This window comes from Blastomonas fulva (genome assembly GCF_003431825.1).
In the GTDB taxonomy this organism is placed as follows: Bacteria; Pseudomonadota; Alphaproteobacteria; order Sphingomonadales; family Sphingomonadaceae; genus Blastomonas; species Blastomonas fulva.
Genome location: NZ_CP020083.1, coordinates 2506953 through 2521953, shown reverse-complemented (window position 1 = coordinate 2521953; position 15001 = coordinate 2506953). Strand labels below are relative to the sequence as shown.

Genomic DNA, 15001 nt, shown 5'->3' with positions numbered 1-15001 from the left:
TCCACACTCCGGGTGATACAGGGCCGCTTGAGCTCAGACGCAAAACATTTGTATCGGCCAATCGCGGCCTGATATGACGCAAATTATCTCCGCAGCCGCTCGCAGGCCGCGGCGACACAGGTGACAGGAATTACGGAATTGGCAAGCAAGGCACCGAAAGACAGCAAAGCCGACACCACGGATGCACCGCTGATCGATCTGAACGAAGCCTCGGTCAAGAAGCTGCTCTCGCGCGCCAAGAAGCGCGGCTACATCACCTATGACGAGCTGAACGAGGCGCTGCCGCAGGACCAGATGTCGTCCGAGCAGATCGAGGACGTGATGTCCGCGATCTCGGAGATGGGCGTCAACATCGTCGAGAACGACGAGGAAGCGGGCGAAGAACAGCCGGCGGACGATAACGACACACCCGACGACGGTTCGGAACAGCTCAACATCTCTCCTGAAAAGAAGAAGGAGACGATGGACCGCACCGATGACCCGGTGCGCATGTACCTGCGCGAAATGGGCGCGGTGGAGCTGCTCAGCCGCGAGGGCGAAATCGCCATCGCCAAGCGCATCGAGGCCGGCCGCGACACGATGATCCTGGGGCTGTGCGAAAGCCCGATTACCTTCCACGCCATCATCGAATGGTCGACCGCGCTCAACGACGGCGAAATGCAGCTGCGCGAGATTCTCGATCTCGATGCGATGCTGTCGAAAGAGCCCGCGCCCGAAAGCCTGTCCGAGGACGGCGAGGACGATGGCGAGATCAGCGACGACGAAGACGATCTGACCGAGCGCCGCACCCGCCGTCCCGATGACGACGAGGAAGAGGACAACACGCTCAGCCTCGCGCAGATGGAAGCGCAGCTGAAACCCGCCGCGCTCGAGAAGTTCGCGCTGATCACCTCGCTGTTCCGCAAGTTCGAGAAAATCCAGCGCGATCGCCTCAACGCGCTCAGCATCGGCGACGATTTCCCGTCGGCCAAGGAAAAGAGCTATCAGAAGCTGCGCGAGGACCTGACCGCCGAGGTTGAGTCGGTGCAGTTCCACGCCAACAAGATCGAATATCTGGTTGACCAGCTCTATGCCTTCAACCGCCGCCTGACTGCTCTGGGCGGCCAGATGCTGCGCCTTGCCGAGCGCCACAAGGTGCCGCGCAAGGACTTCCTCGACCGCTATCTCGGCCACGAGATGGACGAGGCGTGGCTGGAAACCATGGCGGGCGTCGACAAGAAATGGGCGGCCTTCGTCAGCAACGAAGCAGGCGCGGTTGACCGCATCCGCGCGGAAATCAGCGACATCGCTGCCGCCACCGGCATGAGCCTCAACGAGTTCCGCCGCATCGTCAACATGGTGCAGAAGGGCGAGCGCGAGGCGCGGATCGCCAAGAAGGAAATGGTCGAGGCGAACCTGCGTCTCGTGATCTCGATCGCCAAGAAATACACCAACCGCGGCCTGCAGTTCCTCGACCTCATCCAGGAGGGCAATATCGGCCTGATGAAGGCGGTGGACAAGTTCGAGTATCGCCGCGGCTACAAGTTCTCGACCTATGCGACCTGGTGGATCCGTCAGGCGATCACCCGCTCGATCGCGGATCAGGCGCGCACCATCCGCATTCCGGTGCACATGATCGAGACGATCAACAAGCTGGTGCGCACCAGCCGCCAGTTCCTGCACGAGCAGGGCCGCGAACCCACGCCTGAAGAAATGGCCGAGCGCCTCTCTATGCCGCTCGAAAAGGTCCGCAAGGTGATGAAGATCGCCAAGGAGCCGATCTCCCTCGAAACGCCGATCGGCGATGAGGAAGACAGCCACCTGGGCGATTTCATCGAGGACAAGAATGCGATCATCCCGGTGGATGCGGCGATTCAGGCAAACCTCAAGGAAACCGTCACGCGGGTTCTTGCGAGCCTGACCCCGCGCGAGGAACGCGTGCTTCGCATGCGCTTCGGCATCGGCATGAACACCGATCACACGCTTGAAGAGGTCGGCCAGCAGTTCTCGGTCACCCGCGAACGTATCCGGCAGATCGAGGCGAAGGCGCTGCGCAAGCTGAAGCACCCGAGCCGGTCGCGGAAGATGCGGTCGTTCCTGGATCAGTAAGCCCCAACCCAGGGCGGGCGTCGCGGCAATGGGTTTTACCCGGTTTCGGCTCGGTCATCGAGGGCCTAGGATGTCTGCCACCCGCGTTTGAGCGCCAATGGTTTGGGTAATTCGCACGGCATTACGTGTGGAACCCGGATAGCCTAGTTCTGCAAGCCATAGCTCAGGAGCGCGTTCTTCGCGTTGGCATAATTGGGGTCGAGGGCCAGCGAGCGGCGGAAATAGGACACTGCTTCGCTGTAGCTCGGATCGGTCCCCTCGCCATTGGCGTACATCACCCCGACATTGTAGCAGGCTGATGCGCGCCCGAGTTCGCACGATCTGGTGAACAGTGCCTTGGCCTTGACCATGTCCGTCGGCAGAATCTTCTTCTTCGAATAGAACAACGCGAGATCGTGGCAGCCGCTCGGCTCTCCACCCGTGCACGCCTTGTCGTAAAGCGCCGCTGCTTTCTGGAAATCCTGCGGCAGAAGGTCGCCTTCGACGTGGAGCCGGGCGAAATTGTAGCATGACTTCATATGGCCGGCGTCGCAACCCTTGGTGTACAGCGCCTCCACGCTGTTCGCATCCCGTTCGAGCACGGTGCCTTCGGTGTGCATAACGGCAAGATCGAAGCATCCTCTGGGCTGATCGATGGTACATGCCCTGTCAAGCAACCGCTTGCCCTGCGCGACATCTGGCTCGACGCCGTCTCCGTCGACATAGATGCGTCCAGCATGGTAGCAGCCCGAGCCGATGTCGCCGTCGCAGGCCTTCGCAAAGAATGCGGCAGCCTTTACCCTGTCCTCCTTGACCATTTCGCCATTGTCATACGCAGTAGCGGCGTTGTGGCAGGAAACGGCATCGCCCTGGTCACAGTGCGTGATCCACGCGAGCAATTCTTCCGGTTCCTTCATACTGGCACGTTGTTCGTCTTGCGCTGCCGGTGCGGATACAAGAGATACTGCAATGATCGCTTGCCAAAGTCCGTCCAGCACTGGTTGAATCATGGCATGTACTCCTTGGCATCAGTGGTTTTTCCTTACAGCGTAGATCGCCACATTTGTGCAAGCGAAGATTTTCGTTCCGCCAACCAATCCGGCCTATGCCGCATCTGTCCAGGACATACCTACGGCTATAGGACAACATCGGGCTGCCAGGCGGCGGCCCGGGCATCACATCACCCCCGCAACGGCCACACCAGTTGCCGCACATAGCCTTCCGGCACCTCCAGCCCTTGCACGCCATAGCCGCTCGGCCAGCGGTCCTTGGGCATGTGTTCGGTGCCGAACCAGCGGTCGATCATCGGCAGATGGACCGCAAAGTTGGTGTCGCGCGCCTCGGGCTCGATCGCGTGGTGCCAGTGGTGAAAGCGCGGCATCGCGACCCAGCGTTCGAGCCACGGGCTACGCGGCGCAAAGTTGGCGTGGATGAAGACCGCGTGCAGCGACACGAAGCCGAGATAGGCGTAGACCGCGACTTGCTCGAACCCCAGCGTCACGATCGGCAGCAGAACCAGTGCGCGCGTCGCGACGACATCGACCAGATGCAGCCGTGATCCGGCGATCCAGTCCATCGTCGTCACCGAGTGGTGCACGCGGTGGAAGCGCCACAGCAATGGCACGGCGTGGAACGCGCGGTGGACGGCATATTGCGCAAGGTCCGCGACCAGAACGACGGCCAGAAACTGTACCACCAAGGGGGCCATCTGGACCCATGCCTGCGCCGGCGCGATCGCCAGCGCCTGGCCGACCTGGGTCGCGGGGATCAGCACCAGCAGCGACATCAGTTGCACCAGAGCATGGCTCATGAAGAAGTAGCTCGCGTCGGTCAGCCAGCCACGCCGGAACGGCCCCTGCTGGCGCCTCAGCGCAAACGCGCGCTCGAGCGGCACAAACACCGCCGCGGTGGTCAACACGCCGAGCACGAACCAGTCGAGCCCGACATAGACCGGGCTCGCAGGCGCTTCAGGGATCGCGACCCCGCCCGCTCCCAGCGCCAGTGCAATCCCAGCAAGTGCGAGGCCGGCAAGCCCCAACGCCTTGCGCCGCCGCAACAGCATCGACAGCGCGGCGAGCAGCAGCGTTGCGAAGATTCCCGCATCGATCGCGGTGCGCACCAACCCCAGCGGGTATCGGCCGCGCAGTTCGGGCAGTGTCAGCCAGTGCGGGAAATGCAGGCACAGCACCGCCGCCACGCTCAGCAAACCCAGCACGATGCCCAGCACACCGCTCACCCATCCGCTACCGAAACGGCGCGGGGCCTGGTCTGCAAAGATGCGGGTCAGCCATTGCTCTGCGGTCATGGGTGCGGAGGATGGCAACGATTGGCGAAGATATGGTTGATGACGCAAAAACCGGGGGCTGTCGCCTCTGCAGCCCAAGCAGCGGTCAGGCCACTCTGGATTGCGGTTCCCCTGAATGCGCGTCCGCCCCCGCCTCATCGTCGCCTGCTGCCATCAGCCAGGCTTCGGCTTTATCGGGATCGGTGAAATATTGCGCGTCGCGGCTGGAAGTGGCGCGCAGCAACTGCATTCGCGCCAGCGACAGCGCGACAACGAAGGCAAGCTTGCGCGATCGATGGCGCGAATCAGCCAACACACCGCCAAATGCCTTCACGATGTCCTGCTGCTGGATCTTCATGTCGCGCACATCAACCAAAGTGACATGCTCGTTTGGGCCGCACGTCAACTTGTCGTGGGCTGCGTTGCGTGCAGCGATGTACGCCTCGACATCCGTCGGCTCGAAGAAGCCCGCGAGATAGTGTCGAACGATATTGCCTACCGGATCGACTTCGACTTTGTAGATCGCATCCATGCCGCGACGTTAATCGGGACGAGTGAAAATTTGGTAAGCGCGCTCAATACAGCCGGAACGCCGACACCGCGTCCCACGCCGCTTCGTCCGGCGCGGTGAGCGCGTCCAGATGATCCGGCGGCGCGCTCGCATCATCAACCCATTCGCGCAACGCCGGGCCGCCGTTGATGACATCGATCGCAAGTTTGCCCAGCTCGTATTCGTACGGGAAGTCGCGCCACAGCGGGTAGTCGGGATAGAGGCTGCGGATGGCCTTGAAGGCGAGCGCCTGGACGCGCCAGGGGCGGAAACTGGCGTGGTCGTAGAACGCGCCCTCGGCGTGGATGTGCACGCCGTGGCACAGCTGGCCGACATGCTTGTGGAAGGTTGGCTCGAACCAGATTTCGCGCAGGGCGCAGCCGGTGAGCCAGTGCGGGGCGATGGCGCGCATCCTGTCGATGACCGCGCGCGCGTCGATATCGGGCGCTCCAAAGATCTCGAGCGGGCGGGTCGTCCCCCTGCCCTCGCTCAACGTCGTGCCTTCGAGCATCACCGTGCCCGCATAAGCGCGCGCCATGTTGACGTTTGGGGCATTGGGGCTGGGGTTGATCCAGATGCGGCTGTCGGGCCAGCCGAAGCCTGGCGCGGCATCGGGTTGCCAGCCGGCCATCTCGATCACCCGATAATCGACATCAAGGCCATAATGACGGATGAACCAGTGGCCCATCTCGCCCAGCGTGAGACCATGCCGCATCGGCATCGGCCCTGCGCCGACAAAGCTCTCCCAGCCCTCGCGCAGGGTCAGCCCCTCGACCGGGCGCCCGGCAGGGTTGGGCCGATCGAGCACCCAGACCGATTTGCCCTCTTTCGCCGCGGCTTCGAGCATGTAGAGCAAGGTCGTGACGAAGGTGTAGATCCGGCAGCCCAGGTCCTGCAGGTCGATCAGCACGACATCGAAGGTGCCCATCATCTGCCCCGTCGGGCGACGGACCTCGCCATAGAGGCTGAACACCGGAATGCCGTGCACCGGATCGGTAAAGTCCGGGCTTTCCACCATATTGTCCTGCTTGTCGCCGCGCAGCCCGTGCTGCGGGCCGAACGCGGCGGTCAGGCGGATATCGTCGAGCCCGGCCAGCGCGTCGAGCGAATGCGTCAGGTCCGCGGTAACCGACGCAGGATGCGCGACCAAAGCAACACGCTTGCCGTGCAGCGGTTTGCGCAAGTCTGGTTCAGCCAGAAGACGATCGATACCGAAGAGCATGGGGCCTCGCGCGCTGCTTGAATTGGGTGCGGGTTCTTTAGCCCAGCCGCGCGGCAAAACAATCCGCGTGGTGAAAATCGGGTTTTCCGGGAGGGTGCGCGAGCGACCAGTAAGATTTGCTGCCGTCCTTCGCCTCGATCACCGCAGTGATCGCCAGCCGCCAGGGCGCAGGGCCGAGCAGCGCTTCGAGCCCGGTAAGGTCGAGCGTGGCCTGCCAATGGTTGGAGGCGGTGCGCGCGATCTGAGGCGGCGCAGTCAGATCAAGGTCGCGCATACCGATGCGATAGTCGTCAAACCCGTAGGCTGCCCAGGCACCCGAGGGCGAGAGGTTGAACTCGGCATAACCGCTTCCGGTGCCTGACCCGATGAACGCCTCGAAGCAGCTGGTCTGCCAGAGGTTATCCGCGCGGCCGACCGCAGGCGCGGGCCACAGGATCGTGTGGAAGGGATCGGAGACGCGGACTTCGAGCGTCAGCAGCTCGACATCGAGCGTCCAGCCGACGGCGACCTCGACGCTGTCAGGGGGCGGACAATCGGGATGGGGGACAAGAATGGGCGACTTCATGGCCCCAACTTCGCGGACATTGCCCGTTTATTCAAGAACCATCCCCGTCATTCCCGCGTGCGCGGGGGTGACGAAAGAGGGCATGGCTTGGCGACATGCGCATATGCTGGTAGACTGACGCAAACGTAAAGTTCGCGCGCCAGCCCATGGCGCAGGAGATGGATCGCAATGGCCCTGGTGAAAGCCGCCAACCCCGCGCAGATATTCGGCCGCGACAGCTTTCGCGAGCTCACCGCCGTGTCGCGCTGGAAGGGGCTCGCATTGGTCGCGCATGCTTGGGGCGTGATCATCGCGCTCGCATGGGGGGCTGCGTATCTGGGCACATGGTGGGCGTGGATGATCGCGGTGCTACTGATCGGTGGTCGGCAGCTCGGCCTCGCCATCCTGATGCACGAGGGCGCGCACGGCCTGCTGCACCCCAACCGCGCGATCAACAACTGGGTCGGCCAGTGGGTCACCGGGGTGCCGATGGGCACCGATCTGCACGCCTATCGCACCTATCACCTGACCCACCACCGCTATACGCAGCAGCCCGAGGACCCAGACCTGTCACTGTCAGCGCCCTTCCCCACCACCCGCGCCAGCATGCTGCGCAAGGTGTTCCGCGATCTGACAGGGCAGACGTTCCTGAAACAGCGCAGCGCGCAGGTGATGATGGCGCTGAAGGGGTTTGGCCCGGGCGCAAAAGAGCAGAATTTGTTCGTGGGCAAGGTGGTGCTGCGCTTCCTCGGCGCGCAGGTGGTGCTGCTGGCGCTGTCGTTCGCGACTGGCCTGGGCGTAACGCCATATCTGGTGTGGCTGATCGCGCTGGCGACCACGTTCCAGCTTTACCTCCGCATCCGCAACATTGCCGAGCACGCCTGCACGGCCACAGGCAGCGAGGACCCGTTCACGCATGCGCGAACAACGCATGCCAACTGGTTAGAGCGCGCGACGGTGGCACCATATTGGGTGAACTTCCACAGCGAGCACCACCTGTTCATGGGAGTGCCCTGCTATAACCTGCCGCGCGCGCACCGCATGCTGGTCGAGGGCGGCCATGCCGGCCGGATGACCATTGCGCCAGGCTATATCGAGGTCATGCGGCAGGTGATCATTCCATCACCTGCCGCACAAGCTCATTGATCAGACAAGTTGATCAGACGGTTTCGGACTGCGCTTCAGCAGCCGCCTTGACAGCCATCGCGATCGCCGCATTGAAGGCCGGAAGGTCATCGGGGTTGCGGCTGGTGATCAGGTTGCCGTCGATAGCGACTTCCTGATCGACGACATTCGCACCGGCGTTCTTGAGATCGGTGCGGATCGAACCGTAGCTGGTCATGGTCTTCCCCTTGGCGAGTCCCGCCTCGATCAGCAGCCAAGGCGCATGACAGACGGCGGCGATCGGCTTGCCGGCGTCTGCGAATTCCTTGATCAGCGCCATCGCTGTCTCGTTGGCGCGCAGCAGATCGGGGTTGATCTGGCCGCCCGGCAGGACCAGCGCGTCATAGTCGGCTGCCTTGGCACCATCGAGCGGCGCATCGACCGAGACGCTCTTGCCCCAGTCGTCACCCTTCCAGCCGCGGATCTCGCCGCTTTCGGGCGAGACGACATGGACGGTGGCGCCCGCGCCGCGCAGGGCGTCACGAGGTTCGATCAGCTCGGACTGTTCAAAGCCGTGGGTCGAAAGGATGCAGATCGTGCGACCGGTAAGATCGGGAAGCGACATGGGGTATTCTCCGTTGTTGGGGGTATGTCACCCCTACGGATCACCCGGCGTGCGCGTTCCATGGCGGCGGCGTCCGGTCGCGCATTACAGCCACTTCGCCCGTTTGAAGCGGACATACAGCGTCAGGCAAATCATTGTCATCACGCCCAGAATTGCGAAGTAGCCATAGCGCCAGCGCAGTTCGGGCATGATATCGAAGTTCATGCCATAGATCCCCGCGATCGCGGTCGGCACCGCCAGGATCGCCGCCCAGGCGGCAAGCTGGCGGGTGATCGCTCCCTGGCGCTGCTGCTCGAGCAGGCCGCTGGTCTCGATCACCGATGTCAGCGTGTCACGCAGCCCCGCCACGCGGTAGTCGGCGCGCCGCACATGGTCGTGCAGATCGCGGAAATAGGGCACCATGTCGCCATCGATCTGCGGCAGGCTGAGGTTCATGCAGCGCGCGGCGACATCCTGCATCGGGCCCAGCACACGCTGCAGCCGGAACAGGTCGCGGCGCAGAGAAAAGACCGCGCTCGTCTGCTCGCGATCAAGAAACGCGTCGAGCGCGCGATCCTCCATCGCCAGCACACGGTCCTCGAGCACGTCGATGACATCAAGATAGCTGTCGACGATGAAATCGAGGATGGCGTGCAGCACAAAATCGGCGCCATGCGCCAGCATCCAGGGTGTTGCCTCCAGCTGGGTACGGACCGGGCTATGGTCGCGCATCGACCCGTGCCGCACGGTGACTATGAAATGCTTCCCCATGAAGATCGCGGTGTTGCCGTAGGTGATGCGGGTCTTGGCGGCCTCGTCATCGTCAAGATGGACAGTGCGCGCCACCGCGAACAGGTGATCGCCGAACGCCTCGATCTTGGGCAGATGCCGGTGGTCGAGCGCATCCTCGACCGCCAGCGGATGCAGCTTCAGCTGCTCCTCGATCGGCGCCAGTTCATTCTCGGTCGGTTCGTGCAGGCCGATCCACAGCAATTCGCCCGCTGCGGGAACAGGCAGTGGCTGCGCCAGATCGACATCGGTCAGCTTGACACCATCGCGGTACAGGCGCGCCGCAATGACGGTCATCCGGCGATGACCTTGACCCATTCAGAGTTGATCCAGCCCGATTTGCAAGGCCCGGCATAGACCCTGTCCGCGCTTACCGGAGAGCCGACCTTGCAATCCGCATCGGGCTCGCGGGTATAGATGATGCCGATCGCGTCGCTGGCATCATCGCTGTCGCACATCCACACCCGCTCGCCATCGGACAGAAAGTCGATCGCGTCTGGCGAGGTGTCATCGGCGGGGAACACCATGATCGCTCCCTCGCCTGCACCTGTTATCTCGCCCAGCGCGCAGGGGTCCAGCCCGTCATCGGCCTTGAGCATCACCGGGCGGTTTGCCCCGACGAACGGCGGCTGGGCCAGCGATCCTGTTTGCGGCTGGGCAAGGAACTGGGCCTGAGCCAGCGACCCGGTAACCAGCGCAAGCAGAGCAGTACCCGCAATCATCGCCTTCATGTCGTTTCCCCTAAGCAACGCTATCCAGCGCCTGCGCGATCAGCGTGCGGGTGTTGGCGATGCCGTACAGCGCGATGAAGCTGCCCATACGCGGGCCCTGCTCGCTGCCCAGCAGCGTCTCGTACAGCGCCTTGAACCAGTCGCGCAAGTTGCCGAAGCCGAACGCCTCGTCCTTGCCGATGGCGTAGACGATGTTCTGGATGTCCTCGGCGGTCGCATCTTCGGACAGCGCGGCCAGCTCTGCATCGAGCGTCCTGAGCGCATCGACCTCCGCGCCCACTGGCGCGCGGCGCTTGAGCGTCGGCGCGACGAAATCGCGTCCATAGTTCACCGCGTTGTCGATGAGGCTGTCGAGCTCGGGATGCGTCTGGGGCGACACGCCGGGCGCGTACTTCTGCACGAAGCCCCATACCAGATCCTTGTCGTCCATGCCGGGCAGGCTGACGACATTGAGCAGCAGCCCGAAGCTGACCGGCGGACTGCCCTCGGGCACCTCGCCTGCATGGATGTGGTGCGCGGGATTGCCCAGGCGCTTGTCGGCGTCCTGGTTGTGCCAGCTGTCACGGAACTGGAAATACTCGTCCACCGCGCGAGGAACAACAGAGAGCGACAGCTGCTTGGCCGCCTTGGGCTCGCGATAGATATAGAACGCCAGGCTGTTCTCGCTGCCATAGCGCAGCCACTCGTCGATCGACAGGCCGTTGCCCTTGGACTTGGAGATCTTCTCGCCCTTTTCGTCGAGGAACATCTCGTAGATCATGCCCTCGGGCTTCTGGCCGCCCAGCACGCGTGCGATCTTGCCCGACTGCACGCCGCTGTCGGTCAGGTCCTTGCCGTACATCTCGTAATCGACGCCCAGTGCCACCCAGCGCATCGCCCAGTCGACCTTCCACTGCAGCTTGGCGCCGCCGCCCAGGATCGACTGCTCGATGGTCTCGCCCTCGTCGACGAAGCGCACGATCCCGGCTTCGGCATCGACCACCTCGACCGGCACCTGCAGCACCACGCCCGACTTGGCGCTGATCGGCATTACCGGCGAATAGGTCGCCGCACGCTCTGCCCGCAACGTCGGCAGCATGATGTCGAGGATCGCCTGATAGTTGCGCAGCACCCCGCGCAGAGCCTCGTCGAAATGCCCGCCCTGATAGCGCTCGGTCGACGACACGAACTCGTAATCGAACCCGAACTGGTCGAGGAATGCGCGCAGCATCGCGTTGTTGTGATGCGCGAAGCTTTCGAACTTGCCGAACGGATCGGGGATCTGGGTGAGCGGCTTGCCCAGGTGCTCGCGCAGCATGTCCGGATTGGGCACGTTGTCGGGCACCTTGCGCAGGCCGTCCATGTCATCGCTGAACGCCACAAGACGCGTCGGCGCGCCGCCCGTCAGGGTTTCGTAAGCCCGGCGGACGAGCGTGGTGCGGAACACCTCCTGGAACGTGCCGATATGCGGCAGGCCCGAGGGGCCGTAGCCGGTTTCGAACAGCACCGGGCCCGCGCTCTCCGGCTTGCCGTCGCGATAGCGTTTGATCAGCTTGCGCGCTTCCTCGAACGGCCATGCCTTGGATCGCAGTGCTGCCTCGTGATACGCGCTCACGTGTGTTTCCTTTTCGTTCCGATGCCGCCATAAGGGCGGGTGATGACCGCTTCCCTAAACTTTCCAGCCCTGCATGCAAGCCATAGCGCGATCTGGTTCGCAGCTCCCGGCAAGCCTGCGGTGCGCATTTCCAAGGGCGAGGCAATCGGCCGCGCCGCCGAGACCCCGCTGATCATGCTGAACGCGCCTTTGGTGGCGCAGCGGCTGGGGTACCCCGAGCTCTCCGGGCTCGACCTGCTCGAGCTGTTCGCGTTCGTGCATCCGGCGCAGTTCATGGTGCCCACGCCGATGGGTCTGGCTCGGGCGCTCAAACTGCCTCTCCCGACACTTGCCCCGGTCCCCCGCGAAGGCGGGGGACCATCTCCTGAGTTTTCGGGATTGCTGGGGGGTGGTGACGTAGGGCGCGCAGACGCAAACCTGTTCGATCCCAGTACCGACCGCTCCAACCGCAACCCTTCGGAGATGGACCCCAGCCTTCGCGGGGGATCCGAACTTGGTGATGACGAAGGGTTGCAGGACTCCGCTATCCCCGCTTTGCTCCATGCAGCCACCCAAGCCCTGTTCGCCACGCTCGAAAACCCCGCGTGGCACGAGCGTGAAGGCGCATGGTCATCGCTACAGGCGCTGGCCAAATTGCGCTGGCCATGGGCAGGGGCAGCAGCAAAGCATCTGAAAGCTCCCGAAAAGGCCGAGCGTTGGCTGTTCAGCCGGTTGCCCGAATGGGAAGAACAGCCGCCCCGCGCGCAGCCCCGGCAGGTGAGCTTGAGCGAGGACGCGGTCGAGGCGCAGCTTGAGGGGCTCACCGGCACCGGGGCCGAGCGGCGCGAGGGGCAGCGACAGTTCGCGCGGACCGCCGCGCACATCTTCGCGCCGCGCGAACGCAAGTCGGAGCCGCACATGCTGCTGGCGGAGGCCGGCACCGGGATCGGCAAGACCCTCGGCTATCTCGCCCCCGCCTCGCTCTGGTCGCAAGCCGCGGGCGGCACGGTGTGGATATCGACCTACACCAAGGCGCTGCAACGCCAGCTGTCGCGCGAGACCGAGCGCATCTACGGCAACGAGGCCGCGTTCCGCAAACGCGTGGTCATCCGCAAGGGCCGCGAGAATTACCTGTGCCTGCTCAACCTCGAGGACGCGCTGCAGGGCGGCTTCCAGGGGCGTGCGGCGGTGCTGGCGCAGCTGGTCGCGCGCTGGGCGGCGTACAGCCGTGATGGCGACATGATCGGCGGCGATCTGCCCGGCTGGCTGGTCACATTGTTCCGCCGCGCAGGAGTCACCGCGCTCACCGACCGGCGCGGCGAGTGCGTCTATGCCGGCTGTCCGCATTATCGCAAATGCTTCATCGAGCACGCCGCGCGCGCCAGCCAGCATGCCGATCTGGTCATCGCCAACCACGCGCTGGTGATGGTCAACGCCGCGCGGGCGCGCGAGCAGCAGGGTCGCCCGACGCGGATCATCTTCGACGAAGGCCATCATCTCCACGATGCCGCAGATTCGATGTTCGCGGTCGCGCTGACGGGCCAGGAAACGGTCGAGATGCGGCGCTGGATCATGGGCCCCGAAGGCAAGTCGCGCGGGCGCAGGCGGGGCCTGGCCGCGAGGCTCTCCGACGTCGCCTCCTATGACGAACTCGGCGGTCGCGCGATCGAGGCGGCCCGGATCGCAGCCGAGGCACTCCCCGGCGAGGGCTGGCTGGCACGCATCCGCGAGGGCGCAGCCTCGGGCGAGATCGAGCTGCTGCTCGCCGCCATTCGGGGCACGGTTTACGCGCGAGACGAAAGTGGCGGCGAGGATGCGGGCTATGGGCTGGAGACCGAACTTGCAGAGCTCGACGGGCCGCTGATCGCCGCCGCGCTGGAGGCGGCGCGCGCGATCGATGCGCTGCACAATCCGCTGGTGGCGCTGGGGCGGCGGCTCGAGGCGCTGATCGAGGACGGCCCCGACTGGCTCGACGGCCCGGCGCGCGCGCGGATCGAGGGGGCGCTGGCATCGCTCGGCTGGCGGATCGACCTGCTCGCGGCATGGGCGTCATTGCTCGGGCGCATCGGCGGGCCTGCCGACCCCGATTTCGTCGACTGGCTGGCACTCGACCGGTTCGAGGGTCGCGAATACGACATGGGGCTGCATCGTCGCTGGCTGGACCCCGGCAAGCCGCTCGCCGAGGCGGTGATCAAGCCCTCGCACGGCGTGCTGGTGACGTCTGCGACGCTCAAGGCCGGGGACGACTGGACGCCTGCCCTCACCCGATCGGGCGCGGTGCATCTGGAAAAACCGCCCGAGATGTTCGAGGCGCGCAGCCCGTTCGATTATGCCAACCAGGCCGAGGTGCTGATCGTTACCGATGTGCGGCGCGGCGACATGGCAGCGCTGGCGGGAGCCTATGGGCGGCTGATCGAGGCGGCGGGTGGCGGCGCGCTGGGGCTGTTTACCGCGATCCGGCGGCTGCGCAGCGTCCACGGGCGTATCGCCGACCGGCTCGCGCAATCGGGTCTGCCGCTATATGCGCAGCATGTCGATCCGATGGAGACGGGCACGCTCGTCGATATCTTCCGCGACGATCCGCGCGCATCGCTGCTGGGCACCGACAGTCTGCGCGACGGCGTCGATGTGCCGGGCCATTCGCTGCGGCTGGTGATCATGGAAGGCGTGCCCTGGCCCAAGCCCGACATCCTGCACCGCGCGCGCAAGGCGGCGGGCGGCGGCACGCAATATGACGACATGATCATCCGGGCACGGCTCGCCCAGGCGTTCGGGAGGCTGATCCGGCGGGCGGACGATCGCGGGCGCTTCGTGATGCTGTCCTCGGCCTTCCCCTCGCGCCTGCTCAGCGCGTTTCCCGCCGGCACGCCGGTGCGACGGGTAACGCTTTCGGAAGCTTTACAAGCGGTGCAATCTGGCGTTTCTGCGCAACCGATGTCGGGCGCACGAATCGATCCCGTGACGGGATCCGGGGGAGAGACGCGATGAAGAAGCTGACCTTGCTGAGGCACGCGAAATCCGACTGGCTGGACCGGTCTTTGCGCGATTTCGACCGCCCGTTGAACGCCCGCGGCCTGCGCGGAGCCCGGGCGATGGGGCTGTACGCCGCGGAGAAGGGCATGGTGTTCGACGCGGTTGTCGCCTCGCCCGCGGTGCGGGTCACCGAGACGATCGATCATTTCGAGACCGCTTATGGCCACACGCTCAACCCCGATTGGGACCGGCGCATCTATCTCGCTTCTTCGGTGACGCTGATCGACGTCTTGCGCGGCGTGCCCGATACCGCCGGCCATGTGCTGATGGTCGGCCACAACCCGGGGCTCGAGGACCTGGTGTTCGATCTGGTCGCAGATGACGGTTCGAGCCCGCTGCGCGATGTGGTCGAGGAGAAGTTCCCGACGGCAGCGCTGGCGGTGATGGATATCGCCATCGATCGCTGGTCCGATCTCGACAACCGCTCGGCAAAGCTGGTGGAAGTCACCCGGCCGCGCGATCTTGATCCCGATCTTGGTCCACAGGACGACGATTGACCG

At 64.5% G+C, this 15001-nt stretch carries 13 protein-coding genes; 4 read left to right on the top strand and 9 right to left on the bottom strand.

Features of this window, described 5'->3' with window-relative positions; genetic code table 11:
* Positions 1–138: 138 nt before the first annotated feature.
* Positions 139–2088, top strand: coding sequence for an RNA polymerase sigma factor RpoD (gene rpoD, locus B5J99_RS12010; protein WP_117352498.1), 1950 nt, complete (start codon positions 139–141; stop codon positions 2086–2088).
* Positions 2089–2231: 143 nt separating this feature from the next.
* On the opposite strand, the gene B5J99_RS12005 is transcribed toward rpoD, so the two are convergent.
* From B5J99_RS12005 to B5J99_RS11985, 5 genes are all read right to left on the bottom strand, one after another.
* A complete protein-coding gene (locus B5J99_RS12005) occupies positions 2232–3077 on the bottom strand; it encodes a tetratricopeptide repeat protein (protein ID WP_117352497.1) in 846 nt (281 codons plus the stop codon).
* Between the two features lie 170 nt (positions 3078–3247).
* On the bottom strand, positions 3248–4372 hold the full coding sequence (locus B5J99_RS12000; RefSeq protein WP_162892579.1) for a sterol desaturase family protein: 1125 nt from the start codon (positions 4370–4372) through the stop codon (positions 3248–3250).
* Between the two features lie 85 nt (positions 4373–4457).
* Complete coding sequence (locus tag B5J99_RS11995) at positions 4458–4883, bottom strand: hypothetical protein (RefSeq protein WP_054133185.1); 426 nt, start codon at positions 4881–4883, stop codon at positions 4458–4460.
* 43 nt (positions 4884–4926) lie between these two features.
* Positions 4927–6123 carry an exo-beta-N-acetylmuramidase NamZ family protein gene (locus tag B5J99_RS11990; protein ID WP_117352495.1) on the bottom strand — a complete coding sequence of 399 codons (1197 nt, stop codon included), beginning with the start codon at positions 6121–6123 and terminating at the stop codon, positions 4927–4929.
* 37 nt (positions 6124–6160) lie between these two features.
* Positions 6161–6688: a DOMON-like domain-containing protein gene (locus B5J99_RS11985; RefSeq protein WP_117352494.1), complete on the bottom strand. Its 528-nt coding sequence runs from the start codon at positions 6686–6688 to the stop codon at positions 6161–6163.
* 168 nt (positions 6689–6856) lie between these two features.
* On the opposite strand from B5J99_RS11985, the gene B5J99_RS11980 reads away from it, so the two are divergent.
* Positions 6857–7813, top strand: coding sequence for a fatty acid desaturase family protein (locus B5J99_RS11980; RefSeq protein WP_117352493.1), 957 nt, complete (start codon positions 6857–6859; stop codon positions 7811–7813).
* A gap of 13 nt (positions 7814–7826) precedes the next feature.
* On the opposite strand, the gene B5J99_RS11975 is transcribed toward B5J99_RS11980, so the two are convergent.
* From B5J99_RS11975 to B5J99_RS11960, 4 genes are all read right to left on the bottom strand, one after another.
* Positions 7827–8396 carry a type 1 glutamine amidotransferase domain-containing protein gene (locus B5J99_RS11975; RefSeq protein ID WP_069049682.1) on the bottom strand — a complete coding sequence of 190 codons (570 nt, stop codon included), beginning with the start codon at positions 8394–8396 and terminating at the stop codon, positions 7827–7829.
* An 84-nt stretch (positions 8397–8480) separates the two neighbouring features.
* Entirely contained in the window at positions 8481–9461 is a 981-nt protein-coding gene (locus B5J99_RS11970) for a magnesium and cobalt transport protein CorA (protein ID WP_117352492.1), read from the bottom strand.
* Complete coding sequence (locus B5J99_RS11965) at positions 9458–9895, bottom strand: hypothetical protein (RefSeq protein ID WP_117352491.1); 438 nt, start codon at positions 9893–9895, stop codon at positions 9458–9460. The genes B5J99_RS11970 and B5J99_RS11965 overlap by 4 nt, the downstream gene beginning before the upstream one ends.
* 10 nt (positions 9896–9905) lie before the next feature.
* Positions 9906–11489, bottom strand: a complete 1584-nt coding sequence (locus B5J99_RS11960) for a lysine--tRNA ligase (RefSeq protein ID WP_117352490.1) — start codon at positions 11487–11489, stop codon at positions 9906–9908.
* Between the two features lie 42 nt (positions 11490–11531).
* Between B5J99_RS11960 and B5J99_RS11955 the strand changes: the two genes are divergently transcribed.
* The gene (locus tag B5J99_RS11955; protein ID WP_117352489.1) at positions 11532–14456 is read left to right on the top strand and encodes an ATP-dependent DNA helicase; all 2925 of its coding nucleotides are present in this window, start codon (positions 11532–11534) and stop codon (positions 14454–14456) included.
* Positions 14453–14998, top strand: coding sequence for a SixA phosphatase family protein (locus tag B5J99_RS11950; protein ID WP_054133194.1), 546 nt, complete (start codon positions 14453–14455; stop codon positions 14996–14998). The genes B5J99_RS11955 and B5J99_RS11950 overlap by 4 nt, the downstream gene beginning before the upstream one ends.
* Positions 14999–15001 lie beyond the last annotated feature (3 nt).

Bases quoted from the DNA above. Each gene is read 5' to 3' on its own strand.
- B5J99_RS11985 (WP_117352494.1), bottom strand. From the start codon at position 6,688: ATGAAGTCGCCCATTCTTGTCCCCCATCCCGATTGTCCGCCCCCTGAC.
- B5J99_RS11955 (WP_117352489.1), top strand. From the start codon at position 11,532: ATGACCGCTTCCCTAAACTTTCCAGCCCTGCATGCAAGCCATAGCGCG.
- B5J99_RS11950 (WP_054133194.1), top strand. From the start codon at position 14,453: ATGAAGAAGCTGACCTTGCTGAGGCACGCGAAATCCGACTGGCTGGAC.
- B5J99_RS12000 (WP_162892579.1), bottom strand. From the start codon at position 4,372: ATGACCGCAGAGCAATGGCTGACCCGCATCTTTGCAGACCAGGCCCCG.
- B5J99_RS11995 (WP_054133185.1), bottom strand. From the start codon at position 4,883: ATGGATGCGATCTACAAAGTCGAAGTCGATCCGGTAGGCAATATCGTT.
- B5J99_RS12005 (WP_117352497.1), bottom strand. From the start codon at position 3,077: ATGATTCAACCAGTGCTGGACGGACTTTGGCAAGCGATCATTGCAGTA.
- B5J99_RS11975 (WP_069049682.1), bottom strand. From the start codon at position 8,396: ATGTCGCTTCCCGATCTTACCGGTCGCACGATCTGCATCCTTTCGACC.
- B5J99_RS11990 (WP_117352495.1), bottom strand. From the start codon at position 6,123: ATGCTCTTCGGTATCGATCGTCTTCTGGCTGAACCAGACTTGCGCAAA.
- B5J99_RS11965 (WP_117352491.1), bottom strand. From the start codon at position 9,895: ATGAAGGCGATGATTGCGGGTACTGCTCTGCTTGCGCTGGTTACCGGG.
- B5J99_RS11980 (WP_117352493.1), top strand. From the start codon at position 6,857: ATGGCCCTGGTGAAAGCCGCCAACCCCGCGCAGATATTCGGCCGCGAC.
- B5J99_RS11970 (WP_117352492.1), bottom strand. From the start codon at position 9,461: ATGACCGTCATTGCGGCGCGCCTGTACCGCGATGGTGTCAAGCTGACC.